Genomic DNA, 14,319 nt, shown 5'->3' on the forward strand with positions numbered 1-14,319 from the left:
CTTTCTACCCAACATACCGTATGACATTCATATCAGCGTTGAGATGATATTGTTCTGTACGGAATCGTCCAATCTGTACAGATGCCGTAAAGATACCATTGTCGATATGGATAACACCTTGACTGATGTACATGACTTCCTTGCCCGCCGAAAACATGGAAATCCTATCACTTGATACCTTAATGGTTGAGCTTGCATCATTCTTACCGATAATCAAACCCTCGTTAGAGCTTGACATATAAGTATCAATAAATGTTTTCAGCTCTTTAAAGCCACCAAACTGCGTAACAAGCATCTCGATACGCCGACCTGCCTCTGCCAAATCCGCTTCTGCTTTTGCTTGGCTATCAGCATTTGATTTTACAAATGATTGATAAGCTTTCTCGAGGTCACTAAGCGCATCCATAGATGCCTTTGCTTTAAGCTCTGCATCAAGTATCTGCGCCCGCTCGTTTAGGGCATTAATTTGTTCCTGCGTCAGCGCTTGGTCTGCTTTCGAGTTGATATACTCATTGACATCCTCAACCGACAGCGAAAAGTCACTCATAACATTCCCCTCTGTCAATTTCGGTTTTTTGAGGTACAAAATCGCATTACTTGTGAAACCATATCCGTAGATATAGAAACGATGACTTGCTACACTCAAATCAATATCATCATTTATTTTGACAACCGCCCCTAACCGTTGCCATGTATTAGCAGCAGTTGGATACACGGTGGCTTGTCCTGCGTGAAAATTTTGACCTCCACCTTTTTTTGTATAGTAAAAACCAAAAAATAGTTTTGACCCAATCAATGTTGTCATCAAATCTGCCGAGAAATAATATTCTCCAGCTCGTAGCTTTTTGCTATCAATGTTTGTATTGATTGATTTCCAGTTTCTACTACCATCAGACTCATCGAATACAACAACTTGCTCTCCAGCAACGATTTTGTCAGTTAGATAGCTATGCATCGACGTTGTGGGATTTGCAATACCACTGTTGTAAAAGTTATTCCAATTTTTCAATATAGTATTATGGTAAGTAACTCCTGCTACCGTGAAAACTGTAGTTGTATCATGTAACTTGCTAAAATCTGCATTTGGCAATAAGTTATTGCTGCCCGATGATACTGTCCCAACCATATCAACCCATTTGTATTTTGTTGGCTCTGTACTATCTGTCTGCACATAGTCTGTGTATGTGCCTATATACCGTTTGTTGCCTGTTTGGGTGGTGCTAAAACCTATACGACCGTCAGCGCTTTCTGCATAAGCAAAATGTATATAAGGTGTCCTACCATCTGCTCCTTTTGCTCCTGGAACGCCCTGAGCACCGTCAGAGCCTTTCCATTTGGTCCAGCGATATGATGCAGGATTTGTGCTATCTGTGGCGGTGAAATCAACATACATGCCGATATACGCCTTGTTTTGGTCTGTCTGGCTAAAACCTCCACCTATGGCATTGTCAGCATAGGCTATATGAGTGTATTGAGTACGACCATCAGCACCTTTCTCTCCTGGGATACCTTGCTCACCTCTGACACCTTGTATACCTTGAATACCACGCGCACCAGTATCGCCCTTATCCCCCTTGTCGCCTTTTATTTTTGTCCATTTATATTTTCTTGGGTCTTGGCTATCCATTGGCTCAAAGTCAGTATAGATACCAATGTAGAGTTTATTAACAGAACTATCTAAAGAAAATCCATCCGTACCCGTTGAATTATTAGCCCATGCTGTATGCACATAGGGAGTGCGACCATCTTTACCCGGTAAACCGGGTGTTCCCATTGTTCCATCGATAACATTGACAAGTGAAATCTCGTCAACAGCAACTTCATCATTGCCAATGTAAGCTGCTACTGTTAAAGTGACTGTATCTGTTATGCTCGAACCCCTAACAAGGTAAGTCATGCCTGTTGTGACCGTGCCATCTAGCGACCAACGCCATGTGACACCAGAAACTACCGGCTTACCACCACGGTACAAAGTAGGTGTAATTAAGCTCTCACCAATCTGGTTTTTGAAAATAATACCGTTGTCTGTTGATAACTTAATTAAGTAAGGTTTGGATGCCTCAAACAAACGCTCAAAAGCAGCTTGAATACCATCAGACAATTTGTTTTCAAGAGCTTTGAAATTAGAAAAAGTTGTTTTGTTGCTCGCGGGGTTAGTGAAACTGATTTTTTGGTCTGACACTCTTGCCTCAACAATTAGGATAGGACTAAATCCGTCATCATAAATCCTGATAGTATCACCAATTTCAACATCAATAAAGCCATCCACTTCATAGGTCAATGCAGGATAGGCGTTTTTTCTAAGATTTGCAATAGCAGACGCCCTAATAACTGATGGACTATCACTATCAACCTCCATATCTTTCCTAATCCATTGGTCATTTGTGGTAGAACTGGTAAAAGTTGATGGATACATCTGCATTGACAATGGAGCGTAGAGCATATCTCCTTGCTGGTAAAACTCACGCACCCCATCCTTGTTATTTTCAGACCATTCCCCAAGGCTACCGATGGTTACAATTTCCTCTACTTCTTCCCCTTTACCATTTTTTACCGTCCGTTTACCTGTTGGACGGATAGCATTATAGACACCTGTTTTATCAATCTTACGTGTGATTGATTTAAGATTTTTCCCATATGTTAGCTGAATATCGTTTCTGACACGCCCTACCCCTTGATGTTTATCGTCGTTTTCATGATACACATTTACCTTAAAGGATTTGATGGAACTATCAGCGTTTAACTGCGTATCAAAATCAATCTCTGCATCAAACTTTTTGGCAAGACTTAGTAAGCGGGCAAGCTTGGTATCCTGCCCATCCCATTCTAGAGTCCGTTTTTGGTCTGAAATCTCATTGATACCAACGGATAAATGAGTGAAATTCAACAAATCCATTGAGTTACAATACTCAACAAATGACATAGCTTTAGTAGCTTTGTACGGATTGGCGTACTCATTGATAAGCTCTAAGTTCAGGTTTTCACAATAGCATTTGATGGTTTGCTCATTTTCCTCAACAGTCATCACATTAAATACATAGCTTTTACCGTTGTGTCTAAATGAGACAAAAGCACGCTCATTCAACAAGTTATATGTTTTATTTATCGCTGTATCAGACTTTATAGCTTTCTTGTATACTGTAAATTCAAAAGTTGATGACCCTGTTTCTAGGCTGCGTGTCCAAGTGTCATCATAGTAGTTTAAAGTTTCTTGTTTATCGTTATCAATAAATGCTACTTTTCTTAGATTTGCATCATGAATTGTTAATAGCATCACAACCACCTTTCTTCAAATTCTACTTTTACAGTCGGTTTATTTCTTACCCAGCTCGAGCAATAAATTTCCAACTGTGACTCTCCTTTTGGTATAGACAGTCTCCAACTAGACCCATCAACTAAATCAGAAGATTTAGACAAACCATCTACAGTTACACTATCGTTCTCACAATTAACAACGACATTAGACCCTATCATATAGCGATTAGGAATATCCTTTGTTCCCTGTACAAAATCTTTACGATAAACGATACTATCAATATAAGCATGATGGATGGCTGGTTTTCCTCCTACTGCACCTATTGAAACATGTATCTTAGCGGACTTTTTACCTTTTATTTCTGGTATGGTAAATACTGGATAACTACCCCACCAAAAAACCTGCACTTGGTCATCATTTCGTTTTATATCTGACCACCCTCTTTCGGCATTAAACGGGTTATCACTATCAAGATGAGTAGCATTAAAAGTCCAACGTTTTAATACATTAAATCCTCCCTTACCATCTGATGCCAAAAAGTTGTACTCACTTTCTACACCAATAGAGCGTTTATATGTCTCAACTCCATATAAAAACTGTCCTTTTTCGTCAGATACCATAACTTTAATAAAGCCGTATTGATTGACGGCACCAGCCCAAAATATCTGCCTCCACCAGATATATTCATTAAGCGCCCCAGTTTGACCCGCGCTATCCAATGGTATATCCCAACTAATCGAACCAGCATGGTTAGGTCCGACACCAGCTCCACGATTACCCAAAGCTAAATGCGGACGACCAAATTCATTTTTTATATATAGTTGGGTATCAAACGATTGTGAGTTGTCATTTAAAATAGCCACATTTTTCTTTCCATCAGCAAAACCCTTGATAATTCCATTATTGGAAACATAATCAAACAAGATTTCTGATTGTTGGTAAGTCTGACTATCCTCCTCCTCGATATTACCTAGCTCAATTGCACCAGTACTATTAACAATGCCGATATAACCATTTTCTGCATTATGCTTAACAGTAATGATTGGATTTGCTGGCACATTTCCATCATTTCGTAAGTTAAGCACCATCTTTTCGCCTGTTACAGTTGCATTATCAAACTTACGATAAGTTGAACTATGAGCAACGCCATCTGGAATGAGAATTTTAAACTCTGACCGCTGAAACCAACGAGCCAAATTATCTTGTGACACTTCATCTATCGGCATCCCCATGTAATACTTGTCTGGCTCGTCGCCATAGGTGATTTTCACAGGTTCCGACACATCAAGTACACCAGCTAATTCATGCTTCAAACGTTCCATCTCCATAGGTGTCGATGTTTTCATGTCAAATTTGATGGTGTGTTCTTTAGCTCCACGTTTCACTTGCTGGATATTAACCCCCAAAGAAGGAGCGTCATCAGTTGTTACGCTCCTTTTGTTTCCAATTGGGCGGATAATCTCTGTAATTCGCAAGTAGCGCGACAAATCAACACCGTTGAATGTCATTATTGCTGTCATGTGATTATTCCTTTCATTCTGTTCTCTCTGCGTAGTTGCTCAGATTGATAACTACTAAACTTATGCCCTGTTTTTGCAACCAGAGTGCCGTCATCAAGTCTCATTTCTGCTGGTCGTTCTACAGCTTTTTCTGCAACATCTAGAGCTTTCGCCAAAAGTTCATTACTCTTTTCTTTGGCAACTTCAACGGTAGCTTTAATAGCACTCTCAAGGTCTGATTTGACCTGTACAACCTTAGATAGTTTCGTTTTACCAACACCTATCACATCCTCTGCCTTGTAATTAAAAGCGTTGATATGCTCATACATACCATCCATAGCTTTGTCAACATACTTAGTATTTTTCTCGATACCAACAGCAACACCCATCGGTAAGAAACGACCAATTGCATCACGGAAAAGTCTTGATGGTGAGTGGATTTGCGCCTTGGCTTTTGCTGCTCGCTCTGCTTGTGCTACCAATGCATTTGCAGCAGCGGTAACAGAACCGATAGATGACATCATCCCCTGCGCTAAACCTTGGCTTATCATGCTACCTACCACACGCATAGAACTCACGCCCTGCATACCTGTGTCACGGATTGCGGTCATCATAGCATGCATGGCACCGCCAGCTTGACCGATTCCAGACCGAATACCTGTAACAACACCTTTGGTTGTACCGTCCCCTGCTTGTTTACCAGCTTGTATCATCTGATTAGCGGATAAACTTATTGCATTTACTATCTGTGCCATACCACTTTTTGTACCTGATACTGCCAGTTGAACTCCTGCGACAAGCATAGACATTGCGCTAACCGCAACATTTCCTAAAGATGCTAAAGAACCAGAAGCAATAGCACTTACTGATTGCACTGTCATCAAACCTTGAACAATAACACTCAAGGACGAACCAGCGCTAATAAGTCCACCAGATGTTGCTCCTATAGCCCCTAATCCAGCAGCAACCGCAGCTAGACTTGCTCCCATATCAAGTAGATTAAGTTTGGTTATACGTTCTATCCCCTGCGCCAACTGATCGAAACCTTTACCAGCATTTAGAGCTGCATTGCCAATACTGTCAAAGATACCTGCAATGCCATCCAAGACATTACGAATGGCAGAGCCAAATGACTCCACAACCCCACTGGCACTATCTAAGATAGATGTGATTTGTTCGCCAAGTGTTTTGAATAGGTTTGCGATGCTGTCAATGATTGGGCTAATCTGACTAATGAGATTGTTGAATGCCTCAACCAATGCTTGTAGCACTGGCGCTACCGCCTGCACCATCTCACTAACTGCTGGAATGAATGGAGCAAGAGCCTGTATAATCTCCACAATAGCTTGTGATACAACTGTTACGACCTGTACAAAGGCACTTGAAAGGATTTCAACCATCGGTGTAACTGCCGTAACAATATCTGCCACCCCTGTTGTAATGGCTGTTACAATCTCGCTAATCGCTGTACCTAGTGCCGTAATCACGGGAGCAAGTGAGCTAAATGCTCGGATAATCATACTGATTGCTACACCAACTGCGATGATTGCTGGGGTCATCATGTTAAATGACTGAGCAATAATCGGTAGCACCCCTGCAACGGTAACAATCGCCTCTGCAAATGCACCAATGACCATGCTGGCAAATGTACCAAAGGCTGTGCCGACCGCCTCAATGATGATGGCTATACCCTCTCCTTGACTTGCCAGTAGGGCAAAACCTGCTGCAATGATAGCTATACCTGCACCGATACCAACTGCGGCTATACCAACTGCTGCGCCAAATGATAGTAGAGTTGCTGGGTTTAGACCTCTCAACCCTTGCATCAAACCTTTTAGAACTGCTCCTATCCCTTTCCCGACTCCTTCAAAGGTTTTACCCAACCCCTGAAACATCTTGCCCATACCTTGGAAAGTGGACTTTAGGGCATTTCCTGCGGTCTTAATGACATTAGAGATGCCGCTAAAAACCTGTGAAATAGTACTTTTGGCTCTCTTGATACCGCCTGTTGCACCATCTATCGCCTCTTCTGCTCCTTTTTTGAAAAAGCTGAATGGATTGAAAGTTTTTAGGAAGTTAAAAGCCTTAAAGGCTACCAATGCACCACCAATACCAGTTACAACACCACGCCAAGTGTCACCACTCATGGATTGGGAAAATTTAGCTACCGCCTGGATGATTTGAGCGATAAACTTAACAACATGCCCAGCGGCTGCTCCAATGGTTTCCCACGGGATAATGCCAGATAGCTTTTCTGACAAGTCAAGCCCTGCTGTCAGCAACTCTGATAAGGCACTCGATAATACCTTGATAGCCCCCGTTTTCTCAAAACCTTGGTAAAAGTCTTGAAACGCCATCACCATGTCACTAATCGAAAAAGTGATTAGGTCAATGACCTTTGTAACGCTATTTAAAGCATCTTCTGGTAATAGACCTTTTAAACCGTTAACAAGAGCAGGCTTAGCGCTGGCTATAAAGGTAGACAGAGCCGTTGGGAGACCTTTAAAAACATTAGCAATCATTGGGATAAAGTTCCCAAAGAAAAACGTTGAGGCACTTTCTGCCAATGCCTGCAATGGCTTAGTAATATCACCGCCTGTTGTCAAGTTTCCGAGGAAATCGTTAAAAGCCCCTTTCATCATTGACAAAGAGCCAGAAAATGTTGTAGAGGCTTCTTTCATTGTTGTCCCTGTAATATCAAGTTTTTTCTGCACAACAGAAATCGCCTTAACCATGTTAGCAAAGGACATATTGCCTTCTTCAACCGATATACCAAGCTCATCTTGTATATCTTTATAAGAGGAGGCATCCTTAATAAGCCTTTCCATTTCTGCCTTTGTACCACCATACCCAAGCTTTAGGTTGTCTAGCATAGCGTAGTTACCACGAGCCAAAGATTGATATGTGCCAGTAATAGCCTGCATATCAGTACCCATCTTGTTTGCGTTATCGGACATATCTGTCATGGCTCTGTTTGCCAATTCAGCAGCGGCTGCGGTATCTCCTCCAAGCGAGGAAATCAAACTGGCAGAGAATGATGTTACATTTTCCATGTACTCATTTGCTGAAAGCCCTGCTGTCTTATAGGCATTGCTTGCATAGTTCTTTACGGTATCCGCTGAGTTCTTGAAAAGAGTATCGATACCTCCAAGAGACTGTTGCAGTTTCGCTCCCTCATCAATAGCTGATGAGAAAACATTCTTGACAGCTCCGCCAAGGGCGGTAAATCCACCCATTAAAGCACTGCTAACTAGATTTGCACCCAACATTGATTTGAATGTTGAGCCAAGCCCACCTAATGCACCTTTTAGCTTTTCAATGCCCCCCTGAGCTTGCTTGCCGTCCAGGTCAACCGAAATGGTTACTTTTCCATCTGCCATGTGTTACCTCCTTTCCCTGTTAAATATCGGGTAGTGCGTATTCTTCTTGTAATTCACGCATCCTTTGTTTTTCCTTAGTGCTATCCCCTTTTGAGGGTTTCCAAGCCCTAATTTTCATCACTTCAACAAACTTTGTGCCATCTGGCAATCCAGATAGTAAAGCATTGAATTTCTTCCAATGCAGCTTACCTTGTTCCTCAATCAAATCAATGTTATAGGCTTGCATAAACGATGAAAAAATGTACTCGCCATCATATTTGATGCTAAACAAGGGTTTATCATCGCTTTCTAGGTCATCTTTTGGTTTTTTAGGCATCACATTTCCCTCAATGTCATATCTATCAACCTCATCAATAGCTCTAGTGACTTGTATGTGCTTTTCAAATATTTCTGCATAAATTGCTAAAGCCTCTTCTGTATCCATATCTTTAAAAGTCACATCATCAGTTAGTTTTGCCAGCGCTAACTTAGGTTTTAATTGTGGTGGTATTTCTTTATTTCCCCACATATCAAAGACCCATAAGACCCTATCAAACGATAATAAAAGCTGATACTCTATGTTGTTGAGTACCAGCTTGTCATCCATTTTTTTGGAAATATCAAACATTATTCAGCAAGATACTTCTTAAATGTTTCATCGTTTTCTTGTTTTTTCTTAGTTTCCATGATAGCCTCTGAAATCTGCAAGAATACCTTGAGATAAGCCCAAGTGTTTTCACTTGCTTCTTGGTAGATTTTGGCTGGGGCATCCGCATCAAACATTGTGCTAAAGTATTCATCCAGCAACTCTTTGATGTTCTTACGATTTTCCCACTCATCGCCCTCTTTTATGTTGTCAGCTTTAGTCTGCAACTCGATAGCTTTTTCAGACACTTCTTGTGATTTTGCGTCGGTTGGAACGAACTTCAAAGAAAGCTCACCGATGTTGAAAATGATACTTTCATCATTTCCTAACAGATTAAAAGTATTTGCCATGTTCTATTTCCTCCAAAAATTCTTATCCACCTACACCTGCAATAATTGGTTTCTTAATCCACTTAAGTGTGCAACCAAACTCTTCGTAGCTTGTTGCATCTCCAGAACCAGCTTTGATTTCAGAAACATTTGCGACTTGGGTATAAGTTTTTTTCTCATTTGACTCTGTCACACGATGCCATACACGGCGCGCATCACCAGTTTCGTACTTCATCGCTGCAATCATAGCTTGAGCGGCATCATCTGGGTCGTATGACCCAGAAACAGAATATGCGCCAGAGACACTAATGACGGTTTCTTCTGGAGTCCCATCACCGTCATAGTAACCAGTATCATCCGTTTCTTCATCTGTTTCATCATCGATAGTTTCAATGTATTTGGCTAGTCGTTTCCAAGCCTCTTCGCCTGGTACAACTGTTGGATTTTTGGGGTCAAATGGCGCAATCTCGTGTTTACGTTTGGCATTTTTATTCCGTACCATTATTTATCCTCCTGCTACTTCTAGTTTTGCGGTTACTTGCATCGAATAAACAAAGTAACCTTGTTCGTCTTTGCCATTGATACCTGGTTTGCCCACTGTCAATGACAAAAAGGTATAAGAGTTGTCTGTACTAGGTAGGTCAATGTCAAGTGATGATAGGTCACCACTGATAAACCAAAGTGTGTCACTAGCCTTTTTGTTTTCCTTGCACTTAATCGCAATCTCAAAGGGTAGTGATACCTCTCTAGTACCATCCATGTACTCTTTATCAATAACACCGCCAGATAAGGCATTGATGACCAAATCATCTTTATCATCCTCAAAATAATCGAGCCGCGCCTTTAGTGGTATTTGCTCGATGTTGTTAATGTGGTCTAGTAAAACCTGTTGAAAGTTTTTGTTGTTTTGCATTATCTAATACCCATTCCTTTAATAGCGGCTTTTTTTAACTTGTCTATATTTGCTTTTAGTGGTTTATCCCACCGTTTTCCAGTACCAGATGTTGTGTATTTTTTAAAAACAACAATCCCATTAGTACCGTGAAATTGAGCTCTGGCATAAACCGTGTTATAGCTCGCATCTCCATTAGGCTCTACACGCCCAGAGGCTCTTAATGCCCCTCCACCTGCCCTAAGAGGTATTGAACTATCCATAATAAGCAAAGCCTCGCTACCAGCAGCAATCTTGCCACGTTGCATAGATTGGGGAGATACTTTTTTCTCAACCCCTGCAAGGTCAACTGTTACTCTGACATCTGCCATTAAGTAACCTCAACCTCATAACTGAAAATATTGCCATTAAGGTAATTAGGTTGATACCCTGTTACAAGGTAATCACGCGCCCCATCATTTACAATTGCACCCAGCCAACTATCATCAACTGTCACACTCGCAAACTTAGGATAAATATAAACAGTACCCACTTTCTGCCTTGTTTTAGAGTTGTTAGTACCTGTAACAGCCACCGACCTATCAAACCTTACTGGCTTAATATCCAATGGGTCAGAATACGTTACATCTCCAAAATCATCTTTGCCCTCAACCTTACGGACTGTAACAACATCTTGTAGTAAGCGTTTATCTATCATAATCAACTCCCACAATTAAGCTAAATCCCGCTTGTTTTAGGGCGTTTTCAGCATCCAAGCAAAGGTTGAATTGTTGACCTGCTGAAATACGGTGTTGACTGCCATAATCAATTTTAGTACGACCAATAGAAACGCTTGTCATAGCTTGTTTTTCATCGGCTGTCATGATGCCAGAGCTATCCAAATAAGCAATCTGAAATGCCATTGCCAACTTAACAGCAGATTTGCGATAATCTACCTCTGTCTCAAAATCAATATACCGTTGGTAAATTCCTTGAGTATAGAGATTGATAGCAACTTCTGCTCTTTTAGCCAGCTTGTCAAAGTCAGTCACATCATCAAAGCCTAAATCTTTAACAAACTCATCTTTAGTTAAATAAGGCATAGTAACCTCCCTTAAAAACAAAGGGTGTTGCCACCCCTTATTTATTCAGTAGCATCTTCTGATGCTTTAGTTTCAGCTTTTTTACTGCGTGAGACTGGTTTTGTCTCCTCAACCAACTCTAAAACGGCATCCACATTAGGGAATGTTGATTTGAGGTCATTATTGACTTGTTCAGCATAAGCTGGTTCAAGTTCAACAACTTCTCCCTCTGCGACATAGATACCCGGTGTTTTAAGAGTGAGATTTTTAGTAGCTTTGTATTTATTCATCAATAGTTACTCCGTTACTCTCAAGCAATTCAAGGACTTCTGGCTTTTTGGCATTGTTTGGTACTTCTAGACCGTGCGCCTGCGCAATCTCAACAAGTTCTTTGATTTTCAGTTTGCTCAAATCTGATTTTGTATCTTTTACCAGTTCCTCAAAACCATCCGCAATAAGCTGTACCTCAAGTTCGCTACCCTCTTGGACAGTATAGACTTGGTTTTCTTTGATGTACTTTTTCATCCGTTACCTCCTACGCTGATTTATGTGAAACGTAAACCCCATCTTCTTGTGATTTCAGGACAAACAAATCATGATACAAACGGTTTTGGTACAAGTATCCATCACCCTCTGTATGTTGACCAGGCGCAAAAAGATAGATAGAGTTAAATTTAGCTTTTGCAATGATTGCTGGTTTGGCAACAATCAAGAAATTGATGTCTTTACCACCATCAGCTTTAACAAACCCTGTTGTGAAATCAAATTGAGTTTTGAAACGTGCATCATCCCAAACCTCGATAAATTGTACTCCATCAATGGAAGTCACACGGGTGTCAATTCCCTGTGGTGAAGTGGTTGCGATTGAGCGAGTAAAGTCTTTTGAGCGTTCCAAGAAATCCATGACTTCACTTGAAACATAGACGACAATATTTGATGCACCATATTTACGGATAGGTAGGATGGCAGCTTTCAAACGTGAGAAAACATTGACTTCCGAATAGTCATCCTCTTGTTTATAATGACCATTAGTGATTGCATTTGTCGCAATTTTAGAAAAACGGTAAGCATCCACTTCTGGTGTTGCATGTTCTGAAATAAATGTGTTAGAGATATTAGCCGCTGAAATTTCTTGGTTCGTTTCATCAACATCAGCTGTATCAACAAAGAACTCAACATCACGGTCAAAACCAAGAGTGTAAACATTCTTATCATTTGAAACAGTTCCAGCATTGTATCCTTTTGAACGTGTATGGGCTTTATACCCTGTTACAGAAATAGTAGGTAGTTCAAAAGAACGTGCACCAAGCCAGTTAACTTTTGGTGTTTCAAGGATTGCTGTTAGAGAGCCTTGCATTAAACGTTTTTCAAATTTTCCCTCATGTTTAGTAATGTAGTTAATTGACATAACTTCCTCCTTTTATTCTGTTAGCCCTAGAGCCTGTGCAAAGGCATCTGGTGCTGGGTCAGTTGCCGCTGGATTTCCAGTAGCAACGATGCTTGGGTTAGGTTTGTCATCATCTGCTTTGAAAAGATAAGGGTCGCTTTCCTTTAGGCCGTTGAGAATGTCATCTAGTTTTGGGTTGCCATTTTTGTCAAGCTCGATGGCATCAACATCAATGAACTTCATCAAGGTTGATGGATTGTGTGCGGTGGTATCTTTCAATGCAAGATTGATAGCATTGACCTTTTGAGTTTGTGCAAGTTCAGCAGCTGCATCCGCTTTGTATTTGTCATATTCAGCTTGCAATTTATCAAGAGCTTCTTTCTGTTCAGCACTTGTATTTGCATCTGCTTTCAACGTTTCAATCTGTGCCTCTGTGTTTTGCAATTGTGATTTGAGACTATCTCGCTCTTGTGTGATAGTTTCCAAGGCTGATTTATTAGCATTTAAGTCTTTGCCATGCAAAGCAAATACATCTTTAGCCTGTTCCTCTGTCAATCCAAGTTTGAGCAGTTCCTCTGTTGTAAATGCCATTTGTACCTCCTTAGTTCTTTTTTAGGTGGACAACTCCCACCAAAAAGCAAAATATTATTTACTTTTTCAGTTTACTTTCTTTGGAATGGGATTTTTTACTGTTTTCAGCCTATCTAAAAAGGGCACTGCCAATGGCAATACCCAATCTATGTGTAAATCTTTTCTCTTGTATAATCTCGTGATAAAAATTCATGCTCATCAACAAGAGCCTTGATTTTACCTTGATACATTCTGACCTTGAGTCTTTCAGCCTGTATCAGCTCATCATCTCCCATTGTATGGGCGTAGTGTAACCTTTCTTTATGGTTCTTAATGGTGCGCTCTAATGCTCTTTGTTTAGCCTCGATACGTGCATTTTCTTCTGCTTGTTCTGGCGTGAGGTCTTGCAAAAAGTCTGGTAGGTCTGGCAACTCGTTTACTCCAACGATAAAAGGCGTAAGGTAATGCCCACAATGGACACCAAGGCAACCACCAGCAGTGCCATAGCCGTAACTTTGCAAAGAGTGTATGGTTATGCCGTGTTCTTTCCGCTCGCTCCTCTCTTTGGTAACAATCTTGCCCTGCAACGGGCTACAAGATGGTCTGGCTGTCCGCTTGATAGAGTAGTAATAGGTGTCTATACCAAGTTCTTCTGCTGGTCTTGTCCGCATGTCATTGTACACCTTGAAAGTGGTTGTTTTAATGACTGCCCTAGCATAGCTGTCTGCCCGCCACTCTCTACCTGCACCATCAGTAAAGCCTGTAAAGTTCTTTTTCTGCCAAGCCATGATGGTATCATGCAATGCCCGTTCACTTGTTTTAGTTCCTGATACTACCTGTGCCACCGTCTGCTCTACTACTGACTTAAAGACAGTCTGCACGCTTTGTGGCAACGTGGTATTGATAAGGTTTAGGTCACTAATGGCTTGCTGTGTGTAAGCCTCCAGGGCATCTGTCACACCGTTTCTGATTTTGCCATCTGGAAACTTGCCCATATCCTCCTCTAGCTGTTCTTTGGTGTCCTTATAAACCTTTAGCCCCTCATTAGCTATAACCTCCCGTAAAAGCTCTTCTGCAATACCTGTACGCTCGACAATGATTTTTAGATTGTCCTCATTTAGCATATACATATCATTCAGCTTTTCCAGTTGCCAAATATAGGGATTTTCTGCTAGGTCTGCACTGCCACGCCTTATCAGTCGTTCAATCATACTATCAAACAACTCTGTTTGCATCTGGGCATAAATATCACTCACAGCTTGCATCTGTAATGATAGTTGCTGGTCATTGATAGTTGGGCGTTTCTTTGTATCGCTCATG

15 protein-coding genes are annotated in these 14,319 nt (G+C 41.0%); all 15 read right to left on the bottom strand.

Annotated elements, in window-relative coordinates:
- Positions 1 to 4: 4 nt before the first annotated feature.
- On the bottom strand, positions 5 to 3,274 hold the full coding sequence (locus ODU41_RS08255) for a phage tail spike protein (protein WP_398578887.1): 3,270 nt from the start codon (positions 3,272 to 3,274) through the stop codon (positions 5 to 7).
- On the bottom strand, positions 3,274 to 4,776 hold the full coding sequence (locus ODU41_RS08260; RefSeq protein WP_105119272.1) for a distal tail protein Dit: 1,503 nt from the start codon (positions 4,774 to 4,776) through the stop codon (positions 3,274 to 3,276). The genes ODU41_RS08255 and ODU41_RS08260 overlap by 1 nt, the downstream gene beginning before the upstream one ends.
- The gene (locus ODU41_RS08265) at positions 4,773 to 8,135 is read right to left on the bottom strand and encodes a hypothetical protein (protein WP_105119271.1); all 3,363 of its coding nucleotides are present in this window, start codon (positions 8,133 to 8,135) and stop codon (positions 4,773 to 4,775) included. Before ODU41_RS08265 ends, ODU41_RS08260 begins: the two co-directional genes overlap by 4 nt.
- 19 nt (positions 8,136 to 8,154) lie before the next feature.
- Positions 8,155 to 8,742 (bottom strand): Gp15 family bacteriophage protein, encoded by a 588-nt coding sequence (locus ODU41_RS08270; protein WP_105116263.1) that lies wholly within the window; start codon positions 8,740 to 8,742, stop codon positions 8,155 to 8,157.
- Positions 8,742 to 9,110, bottom strand: coding sequence for a hypothetical protein (locus ODU41_RS08275; protein WP_016056172.1), 369 nt, complete (start codon positions 9,108 to 9,110; stop codon positions 8,742 to 8,744). The genes ODU41_RS08270 and ODU41_RS08275 overlap by 1 nt, the downstream gene beginning before the upstream one ends.
- Before the next feature lie 22 nt (positions 9,111 to 9,132).
- The gene (locus ODU41_RS08280) at positions 9,133 to 9,591 is read right to left on the bottom strand and encodes a phage tail tube protein (RefSeq protein WP_016056173.1); all 459 of its coding nucleotides are present in this window, start codon (positions 9,589 to 9,591) and stop codon (positions 9,133 to 9,135) included.
- A 3-nt stretch (positions 9,592 to 9,594) separates the two neighbouring features.
- Positions 9,595 to 10,002: a minor capsid protein gene (locus tag ODU41_RS08285; protein WP_105116264.1), complete on the bottom strand. Its 408-nt coding sequence runs from the start codon at positions 10,000 to 10,002 to the stop codon at positions 9,595 to 9,597.
- A complete protein-coding gene (locus tag ODU41_RS08290) occupies positions 10,002 to 10,352 on the bottom strand; it encodes a minor capsid protein (protein WP_398578888.1) in 351 nt (116 codons plus the stop codon). Before ODU41_RS08290 ends, ODU41_RS08285 begins: the two co-directional genes overlap by 1 nt.
- Entirely contained in the window at positions 10,352 to 10,678 is a 327-nt protein-coding gene (locus tag ODU41_RS08295; RefSeq protein ID WP_014736085.1) for a putative minor capsid protein, read from the bottom strand. The genes ODU41_RS08290 and ODU41_RS08295 overlap by 1 nt, the downstream gene beginning before the upstream one ends.
- Entirely contained in the window at positions 10,668 to 11,063 is a 396-nt protein-coding gene (locus ODU41_RS08300) for a hypothetical protein (protein WP_029751989.1), read from the bottom strand. Before ODU41_RS08300 ends, ODU41_RS08295 begins: the two co-directional genes overlap by 11 nt.
- 41 nt (positions 11,064 to 11,104) lie before the next feature.
- On the bottom strand, positions 11,105 to 11,332 hold the full coding sequence (locus ODU41_RS08305) for a hypothetical protein (RefSeq protein WP_024410586.1): 228 nt from the start codon (positions 11,330 to 11,332) through the stop codon (positions 11,105 to 11,107).
- Positions 11,325 to 11,567: a hypothetical protein gene (locus ODU41_RS08310; protein WP_172077546.1), complete on the bottom strand. Its 243-nt coding sequence runs from the start codon at positions 11,565 to 11,567 to the stop codon at positions 11,325 to 11,327. Before ODU41_RS08310 ends, ODU41_RS08305 begins: the two co-directional genes overlap by 8 nt.
- 10 nt (positions 11,568 to 11,577) lie before the next feature.
- On the bottom strand, positions 11,578 to 12,450 hold the full coding sequence (locus ODU41_RS08315) for a hypothetical protein (RefSeq protein WP_029751992.1): 873 nt from the start codon (positions 12,448 to 12,450) through the stop codon (positions 11,578 to 11,580).
- 12 nt (positions 12,451 to 12,462) lie between these two features.
- Entirely contained in the window at positions 12,463 to 13,020 is a 558-nt protein-coding gene (locus tag ODU41_RS08320; protein WP_398578889.1) for a phage scaffolding protein, read from the bottom strand.
- A 146-nt stretch (positions 13,021 to 13,166) separates the two neighbouring features.
- Positions 13,167 to 14,318 (bottom strand): phage minor capsid protein, encoded by a 1,152-nt coding sequence (locus tag ODU41_RS08325; RefSeq protein ID WP_398578890.1) that lies wholly within the window; start codon positions 14,316 to 14,318, stop codon positions 13,167 to 13,169.
- Position 14,319 lies beyond the last annotated feature (1 nt).

Source organism: Streptococcus sp. 2022WUSS083, from assembly GCF_044427155.1.
Lineage (GTDB): Bacteria > Bacillota > Bacilli > Lactobacillales > Streptococcaceae > Streptococcus > Streptococcus hashimotonensis.